14 protein-coding genes are annotated in these 20417 nt (G+C 57.8%); 8 read left to right on the top strand and 6 right to left on the bottom strand.

The annotated features are described in order from the left end of the window. Positions 1-8 precede the first annotated feature (8 nt). Both CCGE525_RS32700 and CCGE525_RS32695 read left to right on the top strand, forming a co-directional pair. Positions 9-3065, top strand: coding sequence for an efflux RND transporter permease subunit (locus CCGE525_RS32700; RefSeq protein WP_120708317.1), 3057 nt, complete (start codon positions 9-11; stop codon positions 3063-3065). Between the two features lie 205 nt (positions 3066-3270). Next, entirely contained in the window at positions 3271-4362 is a 1092-nt protein-coding gene (locus CCGE525_RS32695; RefSeq protein ID WP_425375909.1) for an alpha/beta hydrolase, read from the top strand. Positions 4363-4402: 40 nt separating this feature from the next. Here CCGE525_RS32695 and CCGE525_RS32690 read toward each other — a convergent pair whose 3' ends face one another. From CCGE525_RS32690 to CCGE525_RS32675, 4 genes are read right to left on the bottom strand one after another with little or no spacing between them, the layout of a single operon-like run. After that, entirely contained in the window at positions 4403-5218 is an 816-nt protein-coding gene (locus CCGE525_RS32690) for a PfkB family carbohydrate kinase (RefSeq protein ID WP_162950371.1), read from the bottom strand. 6 nt (positions 5219-5224) lie between these two features. Then, on the bottom strand, positions 5225-6073 hold the full coding sequence (locus CCGE525_RS32685; RefSeq protein ID WP_245472236.1) for a carbohydrate ABC transporter permease: 849 nt from the start codon (positions 6071-6073) through the stop codon (positions 5225-5227). Beyond that, entirely contained in the window at positions 6070-6954 is an 885-nt protein-coding gene (locus CCGE525_RS39250) for a carbohydrate ABC transporter permease (protein ID WP_120708314.1), read from the bottom strand. Before CCGE525_RS39250 ends, CCGE525_RS32685 begins: the two co-directional genes overlap by 4 nt. Positions 6955-6965: 11 nt before the next feature. Beyond that, complete coding sequence (locus tag CCGE525_RS32675; RefSeq protein ID WP_162950370.1) at positions 6966-8213, bottom strand: extracellular solute-binding protein; 1248 nt, start codon at positions 8211-8213, stop codon at positions 6966-6968. 212 nt (positions 8214-8425) lie between these two features. On the opposite strand from CCGE525_RS32675, the gene phnF reads away from it, so the two are divergent. Together phnF and CCGE525_RS32665 are read left to right on the top strand one after the other, a co-directional pair. Then, entirely contained in the window at positions 8426-9181 is a 756-nt protein-coding gene (gene phnF, locus CCGE525_RS32670; RefSeq protein ID WP_120708312.1) for a phosphonate metabolism transcriptional regulator PhnF, read from the top strand. Between the two features lie 328 nt (positions 9182-9509). After that, entirely contained in the window at positions 9510-10961 is a 1452-nt protein-coding gene (locus CCGE525_RS32665) for a CYTH and CHAD domain-containing protein (protein WP_120708311.1), read from the top strand. A gap of 107 nt (positions 10962-11068) precedes the next feature. Here CCGE525_RS32665 and CCGE525_RS32660 read toward each other — a convergent pair whose 3' ends face one another. Beyond that, entirely contained in the window at positions 11069-11677 is a 609-nt protein-coding gene (locus CCGE525_RS32660) for a TetR/AcrR family transcriptional regulator (RefSeq protein WP_120708310.1), read from the bottom strand. A gap of 110 nt (positions 11678-11787) precedes the next feature. On the opposite strand from CCGE525_RS32660, the gene CCGE525_RS32655 reads away from it, so the two are divergent. The 3 genes from CCGE525_RS32655 (at position 11788) to CCGE525_RS32645 (ending at position 16290) form a co-directional block, all read left to right on the top strand. Beyond that, positions 11788-12477 carry a PspA/IM30 family protein gene (locus CCGE525_RS32655; RefSeq protein ID WP_120708309.1) on the top strand — a complete coding sequence of 230 codons (690 nt, stop codon included), beginning with the start codon at positions 11788-11790 and terminating at the stop codon, positions 12475-12477. A 44-nt stretch (positions 12478-12521) separates the two neighbouring features. Further along, positions 12522-12803, top strand: a complete 282-nt coding sequence (locus tag CCGE525_RS32650) for a YiaA/YiaB family inner membrane protein (RefSeq protein WP_120708308.1) — start codon at positions 12522-12524, stop codon at positions 12801-12803. A 91-nt stretch (positions 12804-12894) separates the two neighbouring features. After that, entirely contained in the window at positions 12895-16290 is a 3396-nt protein-coding gene (locus CCGE525_RS32645; protein WP_120708307.1) for an acyl-[ACP]--phospholipid O-acyltransferase, read from the top strand. Positions 16291-16301: 11 nt separating this feature from the next. On the opposite strand, the gene CCGE525_RS32640 is transcribed toward CCGE525_RS32645, so the two are convergent. Further along, positions 16302-16544, bottom strand: a complete 243-nt coding sequence (locus CCGE525_RS32640; RefSeq protein ID WP_120708306.1) for a hypothetical protein — start codon at positions 16542-16544, stop codon at positions 16302-16304. A gap of 920 nt (positions 16545-17464) precedes the next feature. Here CCGE525_RS32640 and CCGE525_RS32635 point away from each other — a divergent pair. Next, positions 17465-20344: a type 2 periplasmic-binding domain-containing protein gene (locus CCGE525_RS32635; RefSeq protein WP_245472235.1), complete on the top strand. Its 2880-nt coding sequence runs from the start codon at positions 17465-17467 to the stop codon at positions 20342-20344. The last annotated feature ends 73 nt before the right edge of the window (positions 20345-20417 follow it).

The following is a 20417-nucleotide window of genomic DNA, read 5'->3' as shown; positions in this document are numbered from 1 at the left end:
AAGACCCCGTGAAAAAATTCAACCTGTCCGACTGGGCACTCGAACATCGTTCGCTCGTCTGGTACTTCATGATCGTCTTCATTCTGGCCGGCGCATTTTCCTATATCGGGCTCGGTCGCGAAGAAGATCCAGCCTTCACCATCAAGACCATGATCATTCAGGCGCAATGGCCTGGCGCGTCAGCCGAGGAAGTGACCAAGCAGGTCACCGACCGCATCGAAAAGAAGCTCGAGGAACTGGATTCGCTCGATTATACCAAGAGCGAGACCGTTGCTGGCCAGACGACCATTTTTGTGGAGCTTCTGCCGACGACCAAGGCCAAGGATGTCAATGCCATCTGGACGCGAGTCCGCAATATGATCGGCGACATCAAGGGCGATTTTCCAAGCGGTGTCGTCGGACCGTTTTTCAACGATAGCTTCGGCGACGTCTATGGGAATATCTACGCCTTTACCAGCGATGGACTGACACAGCGCCAGCTTCGTGATCTCGTCGAGGATGCGCGCGCGAAAGTGCTGACGGTCCCTAATGTCGGCAAGGTGGATATCATCGGCGCGCAGGACGAGGCCATCTATCTCGAATTCTCCACGCGAAAGATTGCAGCTCTGGGGCTTAACCAGCAATCTGTCATCAACACGCTTCAGGCACAGAATGCCGTGACCCAGTCGGGTTTCGTCGATGCGGGTCCTGAGCGCATCGCCTTGCGGGTGAGTGGCCAGTTCACATCCGAGGAAAGCCTCAAATCGATCAATCTTCGTGTCAACGACCGCTTCTTTCCGTTGACCGACGTCGCGACGATTAAACGCGGCTATGTCGATCCTCCCTCATCCCTGTTCAGATATAATGGCCAGCCAGCCATTGGGCTTGCCATCGGCATGAAGACCGGGGCGAATCTGCTTGAATTCGGCAAGGCGCTCGACAAGGAAATTGAGCAGGTCACTGCAGATCTTCCCATCGGCGTGGACGTCCAGCGCGTTTCCGATCAGCCTGCCGTCGTCGACGATGCCGTGTCGGGCTTCACACGCGCGCTATTCGAAGCGATCGTCATCGTGCTTGCGATCAGCTTCATCAGCCTCGGCGTCCGGGCGGGGCTGGTGGTTGCCATCTCCATTCCGCTCGTGCTGGCGATCACCTTTCTCGTCATGGCCTATAGCGGCATCTCCATGCAGCGCATTTCGCTTGGGGCATTGATCATCGCTCTTGGCCTTCTCGTTGACGACGCAATGATCGCGGTGGAGATGATGGTTGCCCGGCTGGAGGTGGGCGATGATCTGAGAAAGGCAGCGACACACGTCTATACCTCGACGGCCTTCCCGATGTTGACGGGCACGCTTGTGACGGTCGCCGGCTTTATCCCCGTCGGCCTCAATACCAGTGCGGCCGGCGAATTCACTTTCACTCTTTTCGTGGTAATTGCGGTTTCACTGCTGGTTTCATGGATCGTCGCGGTGTTGTTCACGCCGCTTTTGGGCGTGACGATCCTTCCGAAGAGTATGAAATCCCACCATGATCAGAAAGGTCGCTTTGCGCGTGCCTTTTCATGGCTCCTGAACGTTGCCCTGCGTTGGCGCTGGATAACCATCGGCGCGACCGTAGCTGCGTTTGCCCTCTCCATCGGCGGGATGAGCCTGGTGCAGCAACAGTTTTTCCCTTCCTCCGACAGGCCCGAACTGATCGTCGACTGGAACCTGCCGCAGAACAGCTCGATTTCGGAGACGAACAAGCAAATGGCCAGGTTCGAACGTGAGATGCTCGCCAACAACAAGGATATCGATCACTGGACGAGCTATGTCGGACAAGGCGCTCCCCGATTCATCCTGTCCTTCGATGTCCAGACGCCCGACGTCTCGTTCGGCCAGACGGTGATCGTGACCAAGGGGCTTGACGTTCGTGACAAGGTCAAAGCCGAATTGCAGGATTATCTGACCAAGACTTTCCCCGGAACGGACGCATTCGTGAAGCTGCTCGACATCGGCCCCCCGGTCGGCAAGCCGGTGCAATACCGGATCAGCGGGCCTGATATCCAGAAGGTCCGGGACATCGCGCAGCAATTTGCAGGTATCGTCGGTCAGCATCCCTTGCTGTCCAACATGACCTTCGATTGGAACGAACCTTCGCGCGTCGTCAAAGTTGATGTTCTTCAGGACAAAGCGCGGCAATTGGGCGTCTCGTCGCAGGATATCGCAACGGCCCTCAATGGCATTGTCGAGGGTACGGCGGCGACGAATATTCGGGACGGCATCTATCTGATCGATGTGATCGGCAGGGCCCAGACGGCTGAGCGCGGTTCGATCGAGACACTGCAGAACCTTCAACTGGCGGGTTCCAACGGCAAGTCCGTGCCTCTCTCGGCAGTCGCCAATTTCCACTATGAGCTGGAACAGCCAACGATCTGGCGCCGGACACGCATACCGACCATCACCATCAAGGCTGCCGTCGTCGGATCGACGCAGCCGGCGACGATCGTCACCGAACTGCAGCCGAAAGTCGACGAATTCCGCAAGCGCCTTCCTAGCGGCTACCATATTGTCGAGGGCGGTTCGGTCGAGGAAAGTGCGAAAGCGCAGGGGCCAATCGTGGCAGTAGCGCCGCTGATGCTGTTCATCATGGCAACGATCCTGATGATCCAGTTGCAAAGTTTCAGCAGGCTCTTTCTGGTCTTTGCCGTTGCTCCCCTGGCACTGATCGGCGTTGTCGCGGCCCTGTTGCTCAGCAATGCGCCACTGGGGTTTGTCGCCATCCTGGGTGTCTTGGCGCTGATCGGCATTCTGATCCGCAACTCGGTGATTCTTGTCGTGCAGATTGAGCACCTTCGAAGCGAGGGCGTGCCGGCCTGGCAAGCCGTCATCGAAGCGACGGAGCATCGAATGCGGCCCATTATGCTGACGGCTGCCGCGGCAACGCTTGCGCTCATCCCGATCTCCAGGGAGATATTCTGGGGTCCGATGGCCTATGCGATGATGGGCGGCATTGTCGTCGGTACGGTCCTGACGCTGCTCTTCCTTCCGGCCTTGTATGTTGCCTGGTTTCGCATTCCACGACGGCCTGCAACACAGACGAGCTGATCCGATGTCACAGGTTGGAAAAACGTCTCTTGTCGGCAGCGGCCATCTGATCGTCAGCTTGCCACGTAGCCTAATCCCATTTGCTCGCAAGCGATCGTGTCTTTTTGTTCTAATGGCCCTTTCGGTATTGGCGGGTTGCGCAGGGCGGCTGGAGAATGTTCTCCAGCCCGTCGCAGCAGCGGGACCAAGCACGAGCACCGTGGACATGTTGGTGGCGACGACCCGCCGCCCGACCGACAAACCGGGCGAACTTTACTCCGGCGAGCGCGGAACGGCGATCTCTCTCAACGATATCGTCGTCTCCATTCCTCCGGATCGAAATCGCAAAGTCGGTGAAGTGCAATGGCCATCGCATGTGCCGTCCAATCCCGAAAAGGAATTTGCTGTCCTTAAGGTCGGAAGGGTGGCATCCGAGCGCAACATTCTCGAATGGTTCAGCAAGAATCGCAACGCCAAGCGGCAGGTCGTCATTTTCGTGCACGGCTTCAACAATACCTATTCCGACGCAGTCTTTCGCTTCGCGCAGATCGTTCACGATTCCCAAACGGATGCCGCGCCGATCCTCTTTACCTGGCCTTCGCGCGGCAACGTCTTCGATTACCTCTACGATAAGGAGAGCACGAATTTCTCACGGCGGGCGCTGGAGGATCTGATTCTGCAATCCGCCAAAAGTCCGGATGTCGGCGAAGTGACGATCCTCGCCCACTCCATGGGATCTTGGCTGACCGCTGAGGCGTTGCGTGGCGTTGCCATGCGCAACAAGACAATTCCGTTGAAAGTGAAGAATGTCATATTGGCATCGCCTGATATCGATATCGACGTATTTCGGCGGCAGATGATCGAGATGGGGCCGCAGCACCCTCACTTCACGATCTTTGCGTCGACGAAGGATAAGGCGCTGCAGGTTTCGCGATGGCTCTCCGGTGGCGTCACTCGTGTCGGCGGCTTCGATTCGACGCCTTACGCGGCAGATTTGGCCAATCTCGGGATTACGGTCATCGATACCAGCTCCGCCAAACCGGACGACGCGCTGGGCCACAATACGTTTGCGGACAATCGGGATATGGTCCAACTGCTTGGAAGGCGGCTGGCAGGACAGTCGTTGGACACGGAACAAGTCTCTCTTGCGGATAGAGTGGGTATGGCAGCCGTCCGAACCGCAGACTTGGCGGGTTCCGCAGCGAAAGTCGCTGTCGCAGCGCCCATGTCGCTTATCAGCGATGATGCGAGGCAGGTGTTAAAACAGCAACTTTCCTCGGGTTCATCGCCCATTATCGATGGACGTGTCTCATATTAGACCGTCTCTTAGATTCCCCGCGCAATCACGGATACTGCACTCAAGTCGAAGCGATCAATCTTTTTTCGCGCAGCCAATCAACCGTCACGCGGCTGGCTTCAAATGCCGCGGAGGAGGGCGCATGCCCTTGCAAAATCGCAAGAAGGAAGGATCCGGCGAAACGGTCGCCTGCTCCGATCGTATCGGTAGCCTCGACTGTTGCCGGCGGCTGGATATTTGTGTTCGACCGGCCGTCAAAGAGGGTGATGGGACGGGGACCATCGGTCACAACGAGTGTTCTCAGCCGGGGTCCGCACACCTGGCGGGCACGGTGCCATGCCGCCGAAATGTCGTTGGAAACGTCGCTACGGGACGTGATCACAAAGTCAGCTGGCCGCGGTGTCGCTGGGTCCAACGGAAGCTGCGAGACGATAAGGGGAATCGCCTCCAAATCGCCGACCAGTTTTTCGCCAAGGTGAACGGCGTTAACATAAGCGGCATCGGCATCTAGCGTTGAGCTTATTTCCAGAGGAATCGAGCGTGCGCGACTAGGGGCGATGATGGTCCGCTCTCCATTCGGCTCCAGGAGAATTTCCAGCGGTTCGGTCTTGCCAGGCGCCATTGTTATATGGGCGTCGTCGAAGCCCGCAGCGGAAAGCGAAGCGCGTGCCGCCCTTCCGTCTTCGTCGTCCATCAACCGGGTCACGAGCGTGACGTCGGCGTCAAGATCCAGAAGCTGGCGGCCCGTATAGTAGGCGCCGCCGCCGAGCTGGGTCCTCCTGTCGGAGAAGCGCAAGCGGGCGCCGGCTGTGAACGGGCCATCAAGCAGCCAGATGCGGTCGTGGCAAACCGATCCGATGACAAGTATACGATGCATGGCAGCCTATTTCTCGTCGATACCCGGTGCAAGCGCATCCACGATGAACCGTTGCGCAGACAGGAAAACCAGAAGCACTGGAAGGATCGAAAGGAGGCTGGTGGCCATAAGCGGACCCCAGGCTCTGTCGGCACCCTCGAGGTCGGCGAAGGTGGCGATACCGGTCGTGAGCGTCTTCTTGAATGCATCATCCAGAACAAGCTGGCCCCAGAGATAGATGTTCCAGGCACCCATGAAGGATATCACGGAGAGCGCCGCGATCGCCGGGATTACATTGGGAACGGCTATTTCGATGAATTGACGCCAGAGGTTGGCCCCGTCGATCTTTGCCGCTTCAAAGATTGACGAGGGCAACGACCGAAACGCCTGGCGCATGTAGAAGACGTAAAAGCCGATGTAGGGGATGGAAGGAATGATCATCGCGCCGTAGCTGTCGACCGCCTGCAGTTTCACCACGGCGATATAGGTTGGAATGATTGCGATAACAGTTGGAAACGACATGGTTGCGATGATGAACCAGAACAGCGCCTGCCGGCCTGGAAACTCCATGCGGCCGAAAGCATAGCCCGCGGGTACGGCGAGGATAAGCTTCCCAATGGTGATGAGCGTGGCTGTAAGAAACGAGTTCCATAGCCAGATCCAGATCGGGTGACGGCTTGCGGCGATCATAAAATTCGAGAGTGTCGGGTCGTCCGGCCAGAAACGAACCGCCTTGGCCAAAATCAAGTCGTTCGGTGTGAAGGCCGCCGTCACCATCCAAAGAAGGGGAAAAATGGTGGCGAAGCACGTGACCAGCAGTGCGGCATGAATAAATAGCCGGTGAAATGTATGGCTCGGAGTGGGACGGGAGATCATCTGTAATGCACCCGCTTTTCGCCGATGCGAAACTGCAGCCACGTGATAGCGAGCACGAGGACGATGATGATCACCGCGACGGCGCTTGCTGGTCCGAACTGGAAGAACTGTAGACCCTGCTGCCAGAGGTAGTAAACGATGCTCGAACTTCTTCCGGCGGGCCCGCCATGGGTCAAAACATCGATAACGCCAACAATGTCGTCAAGGACGTGGAAGAAAGTCGTAACGCTGATGAAGAAGGCGGTCGGCGTCATCAGCGGAAGGCTGATGGTGAAAAAGTGCAGGCGGGCGCTGGCCCCATCGAGCTGGGACGCCTCGCGTAGTACGGGCGGCAAGTTTGCGAGCGCTGCCAGCCAGAGAAGCATGTTGAGGCCGAAGGTCTTCCAGAATGTCACGACACAAACACATAGCAGCGCCAAGTCAGGGTCAGTATGCCACCTGGACGGAGGAAGTCCGAAGAAACCCAGGATTTCATTGAGAAGCCCGTTGACCGGGTTGAACAGCCAGGACCACGCGACGCCTGCCACCGAGAAGGCGACGATCGTCGGCAAGAACAGGCTGCTGCGGTAGATCGCTTGCACGGGGCTCTTGCGCACTGAGTGCAGCATCAACGCCAGGATCAACGGCAATATGATTTCGGCCGGGATGAGAACCACGCAATAAAGTAGCGTGTTCCAGGCCGACAGCCGGAAATCGGCGTTCTCCAAGACCGATGTGTAATTGTCGGGGCCGATGAAACGGATGTCAGAGGAAAGAAGATTCCAGTCCACCAGTGACAACAACACGGATGCGATCAGGGGACCGTAGAGGAAGACGGCGACGGAAAGCACGGCTGGCCCCACGAACAGGTAAGGGGCCAGCGATCGAAATTTGAGACGCATGGGTACCTAGCTTACGCTGAAATCAATCCCGCAAGTTCGTCATGGGCGCCTTTCACTCCGTCGGACACGGTTGTCTCCTTCAGAAGCATGCGCGAAACCCATTTGCGCCAAACCGCCTGACCTTCAAGACCGCGCTTGCCCGGCCAGATCGTCTCCGCCGTCAGCCCATCCGCAAGCTGCGCGGCGGCGGGCTTCATGAACTCGTTGATCAGCGGGATGTCGTGAACCGAAGTGTTGAGATAGCCGACCTGCGACCAGATCATCTGTCCTTCCTTCGAGGCACAGAATTCGAGGAAGGCGAGCGATGCTTCCGCCTGCTCTTTGTTCTTGGTGTAGACAGCGAGGAAGTTGCCGCCACTGTTCATTTTCCGCGCGTGCCCGGCGAGCCCGGGGAATTTCGTCGTAATCGCTTTCGCTTCGCCGAAGGGGAACGTGACGGCGGATGTCGAGCTGGTCGTGCAGATCGCGAGTGCTCCCGACTGGAATGCTGCTGTCTGATCTTTGTCGCTCACGGGAAGCCAGAGACCTTCATGCGCTGGCGCGCAGTATTCGGTCATACCGGCAATTGCCTCTGGGCTGTTGAGAGCAAGCTTGCCATCTGGATCGATGATGAAACCGCCCGCATTCTGAATGAAGGACTGGCTTGTCCACTCGTTGTTGGACAGGGCAATCGGCGAGCGGTAAGTCGGGTGTTTGCCCTTGAGCGCGGCATCGAGTTTTCGGGCGCTATCGTACAGCCACCTGGTGTCCGGCGTCTCCGGCAACTGAGGATCGAGGCCCGCCGCCTTCCACATTTCGCTGTTGATGTAGGTGATCGGCGTAGACATGGCCCAGGGAAGGCCAATCACGGCGCCATCGACGGTCACGAGCGGCAGAACGGAAGGCCGGAAATTGGCAAGGATTGCCTCTGCCTTCGCGGCATTGACCTCGCGAAGGTCGCGCGCGCCCAGCGTCCGTTTGGCGAAGTAGCCGAACTTCCATCCCGTGATCATCATGGCCGGGGGGCGCCCTGCTGCGACGCTGGCCACCGCCTTTGCCGTTGCCGCCTCGTAGTCGCCGTCGAACCGGTTTACCGCCGTCACGCCCAACCTCTTGGAATTAAAGGCATCAACGACCTTCTGGAACGGCTTGTCGGAGCCCCACGTGCTCGAGATGACGATCTCGGCGTCGGCAGATCTCGCTGCTCGTGCAGTGATTATGCTTGCCCCAAAGGCTAAGGTGGCCCCCGCGGCGAATTGGCGTCGGCTAATTGCAGTCATGCTTTTGGCCTCTTCATTCGAAAGAAGTAAATACATTCGAATAACTGCTATCGGAGCGGCGTAACAATCGTATGACTATCGAGATGACATCGCTTGGCGACTAGCCCATTGATTGTGGTCTTTAGGACGTTTGCCATTATTTTATGTTGAATATCGATTTCGTCGCAGATATGTGACATTCGAATGACATGGCAGATCGCATTGAGGTAGGTATGCAGAAAAAGCTGCTTCACGGGCAGTGGCGAATGGTTGAAAGCGACATCGCCGAAGATATTCTCGCTGGCCGGATTGCACCACAAACGCAACTGCCCAAAGAAACCGAGCTGATGGAGAAATTCGGTGTTGGCCGACACACGGTTCGTCGCGCCATATCACAACTTGAAACTCGCGGCCTCGTGCGGGTAGAGCAAGGGCGGGGAACGTTTGTACAAAGCCGGATTGACTACCGCCTGTCCGAAAGAACGCGCTTTTCGCAGAATCTGCTCGACCAGGGGAGGGAGACGCTTGGCCAACCGATCCATGAGGAAGTGATAGAGGCTCCCACCAAGATCGCGGAAGCGTTGCGGCTGCCGATCGGAGAGCCGGTCTATCACATCGTCAGGCGCGAGTTCGTCGACGACAAGCCAATCTCCCACTCGCACTCGTATTTTCCGGTGCGTCGCTTCCCGGGCTTCAACGATGCCCGCCGCAGTGGCCGAAGCATCACATCAATTTTGGCGGACTATGGCGTTCCGGACTACATCCGCCTTCGCACCGACATTGTTGCCAGGTTACCGACCGCCGAAGAAGCGCGACATCTCATGCAGGATCCGTCGCTTCCTGTCGTTGCTTTGAAGAAGGTCGATGTGGATCTGAAGGGTATGCCTGTTGCTTATTCCGAATCGGTTTGGCCGGGGGAGCGGGTCCAGTTTTCGATCGACAATACCAGCCAGTTGCTTGACGCTCTCGCGAGGCGAAGCGAGTCTTAAATCACGTCTAGACCGGCAACGACGCGGTCCAGCCCGCGATCAGCCCGCCACACGCAGTCCGGGACTGTCTTCCTCGACGTCACCAAGTCGCCGGTGGGACGTCCGGACTTCAAATCCCGGGAGGGGCCGAGTGACGGTCTTTGGTGGGTTCGACTCCCACTCTCTTCCGCCGTCGCCCTTCCGTCATTGACTGCCTTGTCTTCGGTTCTTCACTTCCCACGCCGAAGAGGTTGATCGAACGTGAAAGGCTGCCCCACGAGCATGAGACTGCTGAACTATTTTATGAACTAAACGTTCTTCTCTGGGGTGGACTGGGGAGGAGCGGAACGTGGCCGAAATTGAACTGAAGCTCGAAATTCCACGTGCCAACCGAAAGGCTTTTCTTACGAGCGGCGTTGTCGGCGAATCTGCAGGCTCGGTCCGTCAGCAATCGGTTTATTTTGACACGAACGACCGGACGCTGTTCAAAAAAGGCTTTACTCTGCGCGTCAGGCGATCTGGAGACGCCAGGATGCAGACAGTCAAGGCGACTGGCAAAGGTGTATCCCTGTTTGCACGGTCTGAATGGGAGACGCCGATCGTTGACGATTTGCCCGTTCTTGAGAGCACCAGCCCCATCGCCACCGAATTCGGCTTGAACTCCACCGACGTCTCGCCCCAGTTCAAGGTTTCCGTTGAGCGGCACATTTGGAATGTAAAAGAAAACAGCTCGCAAATTGAGGCTGTGCTCGACGAGGGTACGGTGATCGCGGGGGACCGGCAGACCTCAATCTGCGAGATTGAACTCGAACTCAAGGACGGCGATGCCCGCGATCTTTTCGTTCTTGCAAGAAAGTTCGAAGCGGTCGCTCCGGTGAAGTTCGGCGTGCAGTCGAAAGCGGAACGCGGATATTGGTTGATGGAGGCCGCGAAATCGGCCGTTAAAGCGGAGGCGGTCGAACTCGGTCAAGCCACCACCGCCATCAGCGCGTTCCAAACCATCGCCCAATCATGCTTCCGGCAATTCCGTCTCAACGAGACGATCCTGCTGCGAGGTAAAAGCGCGGAAGCGCTGCATCAAGCCCGCGTTGCAATCCGACGTCTGCGCTCGGCATTTTCTCTCTTCAAAGTGCTCGTTCTTGATGGTGAGGCCGGACGATTGAGCGACGAGTTTCGCTGGCTTGCACATGTATTGGGAGAAGCGAGGAACCTGGATGTATTGCTTCCCAAGGCGCAGAACGGCGAGCTTCGCCGGAAGCTCGGTACCGCACAGGAACACGCCTATGATGACGCCTTCGACGCATTGAAGTCGCCTCGAGCCAGCGCGCTGATGCTCGATTTCAACGAATGGCTTCATTGCGGGGATTACCTGAGACTGCCGGCGAGGCAGGAGGAGCGTGAAAGGTCCGCGGAGGGGTTCGCATCCGAGGCGCTCGACAAGATGCGAAAGAAGATCAAAAAGCATGGCCGTGATCTCCTCGGCGTTGACGACGAACAAAGACATCAGGTTCGCAAGGACGCGAAGAAACTGCGTTATGCAGCCGAATTCTTCGGTCCGCTCTTCACCGAAAAGCGCAGTGCGCGTCGCCATAAGCACTTCATCGCCGCCATGGAGCGTTTGCAAGATCAGCTCGGAACATTGAACGACCTTGTCATAGGCCCGGACGTTCTGGAAAAACACGGACTGCGCTCGCATCCCGAGGCGGAGACTCTCGTCTCGCATGCAAACAAGACCTCCCTGATCGAAGAGGCGCAGTCATGCCTCGATGACGTGCTCGATACGAAGCGGTTCTGGCGCTAGCCGGTTACGCGTCTAACGGCCGTTTTTCTCGTGCTTTGCGCGCTGGGAGACCTTCTATGGTGGACTTCGTTATCCGGGATAAAGGCTCCTCTGTGTCCCGGCATGCCTTAGCCCTGTCTCGCAGCGGCTCCGGCCGCGACCGTCAGGATGAAGTCGTCGAGCTCCCGTTCCAGGCTTTCGGCCGGAAGGCCAACGAACCGTCCTTCCAGGCTGATGCTGACAACACCATGAACGGCACCGAACAGGGTTCTCGCGCGGATGGCGCGCGCTGTCTCCGACATGGTCGGCTGCAGTTCGGTGAGCGGCTCGGCAATGACGCCCATCAGGAACATATGCTCTTGAAGGTGCCATTCGGGGCTCGGGCGGTCGTCTGGCGGCCGATGGTCGAAGAGTGCTTTCCATAAATTGCGATGGGCGACCGCGAACCGCAGGTAGCCGAGTGCGAGGTTGCGCAGTCGGTCCGTCGGCGTGTGATCCTTGACCTCAGCCAGCGTCAAGGAGGCCTCAAGCATCTTCAGTGTGGCCGAATTGACGTGAACGACCAAATTGTCGAGATCGGCAAAGACAGTGTAAAGGCCTCCAAGAGCGCAGCCAACATCCTGTGTGATGTCGCGCGCCCGCAGGTTGGAAAGTCCGTCGGCCGCTATGCGATTGCGTGCCGCCTCGATCAGCCGCAGCTTCAGATCCTCACGCTTTTCCAGGGTTTTTCTCGCCATTAACCATTCCAATTCGATTTTTGAACGTCGTTCAAAATTATCCTTGAACGGTGTTCACGATTCTGGCATACCTTGCTTCGTGAACATCGTTCATAAATCGGAGGCGACAAATGTTCAATTCAATTCTGACGCTTATTCGCGGTCGGGCCCACGATGCGGAGCAGGCTTTCATGGACCGCAACGCCGTGCCTCTACTCGCGCAGCAGATCCGCGACGCGGCTGGTGCCATTCAGTCGGCACGGCGGGCGGTGGCAATTGCGGTTGCGCAGAATGAGCAGGAAAAGAGCCGGCAGGCGGTGATTGTCGGTCGCATCGCGGATCTGGAAACCCGGACGATTGCTGCCTTGCAGAAGGGGAGCGGCGAGCTTGCCAGGGAAGCGGCCGAGGCGATCGCCCAGTTCGAAGCCGAGCGCGATGCTTCCGAGAAGGCGCAAGCGCAATTCACCCAGACGATCGGCAAGCTCAAGGCAACCGTTAGCGCATCGGAAGCGCGCCTGCAGGAATTGCAGCGTGGCGAGCGCCTGGCCCACGCCATCAAGGAGACCCAGAAACTCGACACCGTATGCGATAACAATTCCGGGCTGGCGACTTTGAACGACGCCGAGGAAACGCTTGCCCGCCTTCGGGCCCATCAGGATCGCTGCGAGATTGCTGCAGCGGCCATGAAGGAAATGGACGCCGCTAACCGGCCAGAAGTCGCCATCGAAAAGCTGGCCAACGCCGGCTTCGGCACGCCGCTTGGCCCTTCGGCCGACGGCGTGCTTGCCCGCCTTCGCGAACGCGCGAATTCGGCCGCCTGAGACTGAACACACCAACATATGAACATATAAAAGAGGATATGATTATGAACGACAGCTTTCAGAAACATTCCCAGGCTTGGGTCAGCTTTTCCTATATCTCCTTTGGAGTCGCCGCCTTCATGCTTTTCGTCGGGCTTTACATGATGCCGATCGATCTCTGGGGCAAAGGCTATCTGGCGATGGGTATCCTGATGCTGGTGCAGACGGCGGTCAACGTTACAAAGACGATCCGCGACAATACCGAGGCCGACAAGCTGATCCGCAAGGTCGAGGACGCCCGTACGGAGAAGCTCCTGGTCAAGTTCAATCGTGACGGTCAGGACTAATCTTTGTTAACTACGCCGCAGAGTTGTATTCGCACTCAACCTTTGCGTAATCACTCTGTGGCGTCTTGTTGGCTGAACGAGGGGGTACGCCATGCAAAAGCACCTGATGAGATCGAGGAAGTTCGCGCCACTGTTCTGGACGCAGTTCCTCACCGCCTTCAATGATAATTTCCTCAAGCAGACACTGGTTTTTGTCATTCTCGCGCAAATGGCGACAGAGGGTGCGGCGCTGGTGACGCTTGCCGGCGGCATCTTCATTGTGCCGTTTCTGCTGCTGTCGGCGATTGCCGGTGAGCTCGCCGACAAATACGACAAGGCCGAGATGGCCGAGCTTCTGAAGCGCTGCGAGCTTGGAGTGGCGGCGATCTCCGTCGTCGGTATCGCCTTCTCGTCTATCTGGATCCTGATGCTTGCCCTCTTCGGCTTTGGCGTCATTTCCTCCCTCTTTGGGCCGATCAAATACGGCATCCTGCCGGATCATTTGCAAAGCCGGGATCTTCCCAAAGCGAACGCCTGGATCGAGGGAGGCACCTTCATCGCCATTCTCACCGGCACCATGGTCGCGGCGGTCGCCTTCCGCGAGGGCGAGAATGTCTGGATCTTCGGCCCGATGATGATGGGGCTTTCCATCCTCTGCTGGTTTGCTGCGCGCATGATCCCCTCGACCGGTTCCAAGGCTCCCGATCTTGTCGTCGACACCAATGTCGTGCGTTCAAGCTGCAGGTTGGTCAACGAGCTTCGCGCCGATAGCCGCATCTGGCGTGCCTCGCTGATGAACTGCTGGTTCTGGTTCGTCGGTGCCTTCATCATGTCGATGCTGCCTGTCATGGTAACCGATATTCTCGGTGGCTCGGAAATCGTCGTTCCCGCCTATCTGGCGATCTTTGCCATATCCGTTGCCGTCGGCTCGGCCATTGCCGGATGGATGGCTGCCGGCCGCATCGTGCTTTTGCCGGCGCCTATCGGCATGCTGATCGTTGCGCTCTTTGGTCTCGATCTCGCCTGGAACCTCTGGGGCCTTCAGTCGACCGACCACGCCGAAACCATTCTCGCCTTCTTCGCCGGGCCGAAGACCTTCCGCGTTGCCATCGATCTCGCCGGCATGGCGATCGGCGGTGCCTTCCTTGCGGTTCCGACCTTTGCGGCAATGCAGAGCTGGGCACATGAGGATCGCCGTGCCCGCGTCATCGGCGCCTCGAATGTTCTCTCCGCTCTCTTCATCGCCGTCGGCCTGACGCTCGTGGCTGTCCTACAGGCTGTCGGCCTGTCGGTTCCGGTGATTATTCTCAGCATCTCCGTGCTCAACATCGCGATCGCCTGGGTCATGCTGAAGATGCTGCCGACCAACGCCTTCCGCGACCTCATCTCTATCATCTTCCGCGCCTTCATGCGGCTGGAAGTCGAAGGTCTGGAAAATATCCGCAAGGCCGGCCCCGCACCGATCATCGCCCTCAACCATGTAAGCCTGCTCGACGGCGCTCTGGCACTCGCCATCACCGAGGAAGAGCCTGTATTTGCGATCGACTATTCCTTTGCCAAGAAATGGTGGGTGCGGCCGCTGCTGACGAAGTGCAAATTCCTGCCGCTAGACCCGACAAAGCCGATGGCGACGCGCTCGCTGATCAAGGTGATCCAGGACGGCAGCCCGGTCGGCATTTTCCCCGAGGGGCGTCTGACCGTTACTGGCACGCTGATGAAGGTCTATGACGGCGCCGCCATGGTCGCCGACAAGACGGGCACCATGATTGTGCCGGTGCGTATCGACGGTCTGGAAAAGAGCTACGCCTCCTATCTGACGTCGAGCCATGTTCGCCGCTGTCTCTTTCCCAAGGTCAAAGTGACGATCCTCGAACCGGTCAAGCTCGACGTTCCGGCGGAGCTGAAGGGCAGGAAGCGTCGCATCGCGGCCGGTGCTGCCCTCTACCAGATCATGTCGACACTGATGTTCCGCACGGCCGACACCGACAACACGGTCCTCGGTCGCGTCATCGAAACCGCCCACGAATACGGCGGCAGGAGACTCGCCGTCGAGGACCCGATCGCCGGCAAGCTGTCCTATGCCAAGCTTCTCACCGGTGCTGCGGTGCTGGGTGCGAAGTTCAGGAAGATGTTCCCCAAGGAGAAGACGCTTGGCGTCATGCTGCCAAACGCGAACGGCACGGCCGCGACCGTCTTTGGCGTCATGTCGGCAGGCAAAGTTCCGGCCATGCTGAATTTCACGGCCGGCGCTACAAATATCCTTTCGGCTTGCAGGACTGCAGAGGTCAAGCATGTCCTGAGCTCGCGCGCCTTCATCACGCAGGCAAAGCTCGGCCCGGTGGTCGAGGAACTCGAAAAGCAGGTGACCTTTGTCTGGCTGGATGAGCTGCGTACGCAGGTGACCCTCCTCGATAAGATCGTCGGTCTGCTTCGCAAATATCGGCCGCTGGTCAAATGTGGTGCTGATGATCCGGCAGTGATCCTTTTCACCTCCGGCTCCGAAGGTGCGCCAAAGGGAGTGGTGCTGACTCACCGCAATATCCTGTCGAACGCGGCCCAAGCGGCTTCGCGCATCGACTTCCACCCCGGCGACAAGGTATTCAACATCCTGCCGATGTTCCACTCCTTCGGCCTAACAGCGGGCACGATCCTGCCGCTGGTCTCGGGCGTGCCAGTGTTCTTTTATCCGTCGCCGCTGCACTATCGCATCGTTCCGGAGCTGATCTACGTCTCGAACGCGAGCATCGTCTTCGGCACGGATACGTTCCTGAACGGCTATGCGCGCACCGCCCATCCTTATGACTTGAGATCGATCCGCTACATCTTCTCGGGCGCCGAGCCGGTGAAGGCGTCGACCCGGGAGGTCTATATGGAGAAATTCGGTTTGCGCATCCTCGAAGGCTATGGCGTGACCGAGGCAGCCCCGGTGATCTCGCTGAATACGCCGATGTACAATCGCTCGGGAACGGTCGGCAAGATCATGCCGGGCATGGAATGGAAGCTCGAGCCGGTTCCTGGTATCGAAGAGGGCGGCCGTCTTCTCATCCGCGGTGCCAACGTGATGGCCGGCTACCTGCGCGCCGACAATCCCGGCATCCTCGAGCCGCTGCCGGAAGGCTGGCATGATACCGGCGATATCGTCACCATCGATGAGGACGGCTTCGTGAAGATCCGCGGCCGCGCCAAGCGCTTCGCCAAGATCGGCGGCGAGATGATCTCACTTGCTGCAGTGGAAACCCTTGCCGCGCAGCTTTGGCCCGGTGCTCTCAGCGTCGTCTCCGCGGTGCCGGACCCGAAGAAAGGCGAGCGTCTCGTGCTGCTGACCGATGCGGCAAACGCCACTCGAAGTGATTTCCTGACATTCGCCAAATCGAAGGGCGCCACTGAAATGATGGTCCCTGCAGAAGTCACCGTCTGCAAGGTGCCGGTCCTCGGCTCTGGCAAGGTCGATTTTGTGGCGGCCCGCGCCATGGCGATGGATGGACTGTCGCAGTCGCAAGCGGCTTAAAATTCCGTACCTCAACGATCGTGCGGTCGATGGTTCGAACCATCGACCGCACGATGCACCAGCGTGCCGTCGGCGAGGACGGCCTGGGCGCGGATGCCGGGGCGATAGGACTCCAGGTCCCTCAGCGTCAGTTCCAGGCAATAACGCCGGCAGCGCCCGAGATAGCTGCATTTATTCAGCGAGTCCCACATTTCGGAAAGACCTGAGCGCATGTTGGCGCCGATTACCCTGCGAAAGCCGGGATAGGCGATCATCTCGGCGATACGGCGGCGGTCACGGATATGTACGATGAATTTACGAACATGCTAATTCAATGCATGATGGCAAAAAGGCGAAGTGGAACGGCATTTGGATGACCACGACAACCCCGTATTTTCGGTGTTTTTTGTTCATCTCGAGCTACCGCCTCAAGCGCCGCCCTCTTCCCTCGGTCGCCCACGTCTGCTACTATAAAGAGAATTAGGGGAGGGTAAGATGCGTATTTTCGTTCTTCTCATCGCTATAGGTCTATGCTTGTCGACCGTGGCGGCCGTTTCACCCGCGGCTATGGCAGGCCCATGCGACCCGAACGTGGCTCGCTGCTAGCAGGGATTAGCTCGGATCTACCGGCTCTGATTGGTTCTGCTTGAGAACTATGTGATTGTCTCAAGGGGGGCGGATGGATAATCCTTGGCCTGCAGATATCCCTTGGTCGCTCTGGAAGTACCAGGGTCTAAGTCTCACCGACGTGCCGCAACTTCCCATGATGGGCGTTCGGTTCGATCCGTCTTTTCTCTACGCCTTCGCTTTCGGCTGCGTTTTCGTGATGTTCTTCTCGTGGCCGCGGTTCAAAAGCAAGGGGAAGAACATCAGCGCCACATCCGAAGCGCTACGCAACTTCGACGCTACCGATCTCGGCGGCCAAAATTCACTCCACAGAGCCTATTTCATCTACGCGGGTGCGCTGCTCATCCTCTATATATCGCTCACGTTTTTCGGCAAGCTCATCTTCCAGGCAACGCAGATGATTCCCGTTGCCGGCATCTCGGTCGATATTGCCGAATTGAAGTTCGACAGCCCGCAATGGCCGCTCACGCTTGCCTTCGCCTTTGCTGGGCTCGCCGATCTGCTTCCCCCCGTGCGGCTTGCCGAAGAGTGGCTTCGAAATCGTGCTTTCCGGGCCGCGGGTATCCCCGTGCGTATCGAGCAGACGACGCGCAGCCTCATCGCCACGCTGGAGGAACCTTCGGTTCGTCTAACTCAGGATGCGAAGGGAGACCGAGGCAACAAAAGCGCGGGCTCGCTTCGTGAGTTGTTGGACGACTATCGCAAGAACTGGAACGAGCAAATCGAAGGCAATGAACGCGTCAAACGGTTACTCGGGAAGCGGATCTCCCGCAAAAAGGAGCTGCTCAACCTCCTGTCGGAAATCGAACTCCTGGTCGTTTGGGCGAAGACCACCCGTGGCAGTTGGCCAGGAGCCGAGGTGTCAACGCACGTGCGGGAGGCTGAGAGCGATTTCGTCGCCAGGGCGGATAAGCTGCTGAATGACTGTCAGCGGAGGCTGCGGGAAACTGGGGATCCAACTAAGCCAGAAGCGCATTCCAGTGAAAGGGAAGCACGGTTTGATGATTATCTTTCGCAAGTCATCAAGGACGCAACCGCTATCCGTTTTGAGCTGGTGACCTTGCTCGCGATCTTCCTCGAGCGCGATCCGGATTTTCGAGGACCGGGGAACGCGCCAAAACCGAACGATGTACATCCTATCGATGCCCTTGCCGATCTGCTGCGAGAAACAGATCGGCCCGATGCTGTCGGCAGCGGCCCCGAAGCCGGGCTTCTGGTATCGCTCATTCCAGTCTTCATCCTATTTGCAGCTGGCGCCTGGCAGGGCACGCAAGAGCTTGTCGGCCAATATGTCGAAACGACAAATTTGGCCGGCGTCCTGCTCACTGCACTTGTGGGAACGCTGACAATCGCTTCGCTTACCTGGTTGCCTCTTCTTGCTGCATTTTCGCTCCGCCAATATCGATGGGACACGAAGGATTGGGCTGGAGCCCAATCAGGCAGGGAATATAGCCATTCATCGCGATTGTCGCAGATGATGGCGTGCCTCGCACTTGCCCTGGCTGTGTCAGTCGTCGGATTAACCGGTGTCGCGATGCTGCGCGCATTCGCCGTCGCTCAGAACGCGAATTATTTCAATGCCCTGCTAGTTGGAGGATCGAGCCCCTTCATGCTCTATTATCCGACTCTTGCCGTCACCGTTATTCCCATGGTGCCTATATGCCTGATGGCAGCCGATGAGCGGGCTCGAGGCAGACCCGTGCTTGGCTATGCCGTGACTTGCGCTATTGCGGTCTTTGTGTTCTCCATCGCCCATAGTTCGTTCTGGGATCCCCGCTGGGCCGATGAATGCTTGAAAATGGCGACCATTGCGACCGCCGAATGCAGCCGGCGCACGGACACGCTCAGTCGCCTGATATTGATCATCCTGGTCTTTCTGTCGACTTGGGTTTTGGGTCAGCCCGGGTCCAGCCGCGTGCGCCTGCGGATCGACCGTAAGGCCGCCGGATTGGCCTTCAGCATCATGCTGGCGACCGCTTTTGCCTTGAGTACGCCAGTTCTCGCCAGGGAGATCAGAGTTGGCTTTCGCGACGATGTCGAGCCATTTTCCTACCTTGTCGATGACGGACGCGGAAAGCCTCACTACATCGGCTACCTGGCCGATCTGTGTCATCAGATATTCGAGGGCGGAGAGTACACGGTCGAGGAGCAGTCGGTTGAGGTGGCCGAACGTTTCAAGCTGGTGAATGGGGAACGGGTCGGCAACAAGCAACCTATCCAGGTTCTGTGTGACACGATCACCATGCGCTTTTCCGGATCGTCGCTCAGCGCTAACAGTGACGACGGTGAGGCCAAGCGTAACTGGAACAGCATTTACTCGCCCATCGTCTTCACTTCCGGCGTCTCATACCTGGATCGGTCGTCAAGGGATCCAACAACGCGCGGAGGCGACGTCGCCATTGGTTATGTCTCAGCGACCACCGCCGCTGACGTCGCTTTGAAGAGCTGTCAGGTCGACCTCTTCAAGGCGATTGCGCCTACTCAGCGAAAAGCGCTCTACGAAAGGTGCCGGTTTCTTGATGCGGCCGCCGCGGCAAAGCGCAGGATCCAGATGTTTCGGGCAAGTGGCGAGGCTCTGGAAGCCACCCAAAAAACGATAGAAAAGGCGGTGGAGAATGCTCGGATTGTGAATGGTCTGACAATTCTGCCGCCGGATGAAGCTCCATCGTTTCTCCCTCTGCCGTCCAAGGAGATGGCTAGAAAAGTGCTAGCGACGTTGAAGGAAATCTGCTCACCCGGCACGAACAATGGAGACGAGCCAGCGGAGCAAATCGAAGTGTGCAATACGGCATTCCAGGAGGCAAACCTGGAGACGCTGGAATCGGACCTTACCGATCCCGTATGCCCACCGACCAACTCAGCTGCCGAGGACAACAAGACCGATAAAAAGTCCTGGCGCGAATATCATTTCTGCCCCATGGAAAGTTATGGGGAACTCATCCAATGGTTTTGCGGCGCAAAAACGGGACTGCGGCCTATATTCATGGGCGATCGCGAGCTTATTCTCGGTAAGCTCGACACCTGGAATGCCAAGAACAGCCCATGTTCGGTTGAGCAGCCAACCGGCGCCGAATATCTGACCTACGAGCCCTATGCGTTGCTCGTAGACAGAAACGACCCCGAGCTGGTGCAGTTTGTTCAGAAACGTATCTATCAGATATTCTCCCACCGCTCGACGGCAACGGCGCTGTTTGCTTCCTATTTCCCGAAACGCAGCATGTCTCCTGCGCTCGCCTATCTCTTCCTGCTCAACGCGATTGATCCGGAGGAGGGTTATCTCGTTCCAGGCGACAGTCGTGCTGAAACGCGCAGCGATGCTGAAGAAGGCCGAACCTGGATGGTAAAAGTATACGGCGAGATAACGTCTCTATCGAGCGGTGCCGCCAGACATTTAAATGAGGTCCGCCTTGGCCTTGCCCGGATGTTCGCATTCGCGGGCCGGCTCTAATCGATTAAAATAAATTCAATCGTTTAAACTTTTTAATGCTGTGATTTACAAAGCATTTCTCCCGTGGCATTCA

Origin of the sequence: Rhizobium jaguaris (assembly GCF_003627755.1) — a bacterium.
GTDB classification, from domain to species: Bacteria; Pseudomonadota; Alphaproteobacteria; order Rhizobiales; family Rhizobiaceae; genus Rhizobium; species Rhizobium jaguaris.
The sequence above is the reverse complement of the archived record's forward strand: the minus strand, read 5'-3'. Positions and strand labels throughout refer to the sequence as shown.

Excerpts from the sequence above, each read along its gene's own strand:
- CCGE525_RS32695 (WP_425375909.1), top strand. The coding sequence starts at position 3,271 with ATGTTGGTGGCGACGACCCGCCGCCCGACCGACAAACCGGGCGAACTT.
- CCGE525_RS32690 (WP_162950371.1), bottom strand. The coding sequence starts at position 5,218 with ATGCATCGTATACTTGTCATCGGATCGGTTTGCCACGACCGCATCTGG.
- CCGE525_RS32685 (WP_245472236.1), bottom strand. The coding sequence starts at position 6,073 with ATGATCTCCCGTCCCACTCCGAGCCATACATTTCACCGGCTATTTATT.
- CCGE525_RS39250 (WP_120708314.1), bottom strand. The coding sequence starts at position 6,954 with ATGCGTCTCAAATTTCGATCGCTGGCCCCTTACCTGTTCGTGGGGCCA.
- CCGE525_RS32675 (WP_162950370.1), bottom strand. The coding sequence starts at position 8,213 with ATGACTGCAATTAGCCGACGCCAATTCGCCGCGGGGGCCACCTTAGCC.
- phnF (WP_120708312.1), top strand. The coding sequence starts at position 8,426 with ATGCAGAAAAAGCTGCTTCACGGGCAGTGGCGAATGGTTGAAAGCGAC.
- CCGE525_RS32660 (WP_120708310.1), bottom strand. The coding sequence starts at position 11,677 with ATGGCGAGAAAAACCCTGGAAAAGCGTGAGGATCTGAAGCTGCGGCTG.
- CCGE525_RS32655 (WP_120708309.1), top strand. The coding sequence starts at position 11,788 with ATGTTCAATTCAATTCTGACGCTTATTCGCGGTCGGGCCCACGATGCG.
- CCGE525_RS32650 (WP_120708308.1), top strand. The coding sequence starts at position 12,522 with ATGAACGACAGCTTTCAGAAACATTCCCAGGCTTGGGTCAGCTTTTCC.
- CCGE525_RS32645 (WP_120708307.1), top strand. The coding sequence starts at position 12,895 with ATGCAAAAGCACCTGATGAGATCGAGGAAGTTCGCGCCACTGTTCTGG.
- CCGE525_RS32640 (WP_120708306.1), bottom strand. The coding sequence starts at position 16,544 with ATGATCGCCTATCCCGGCTTTCGCAGGGTAATCGGCGCCAACATGCGC.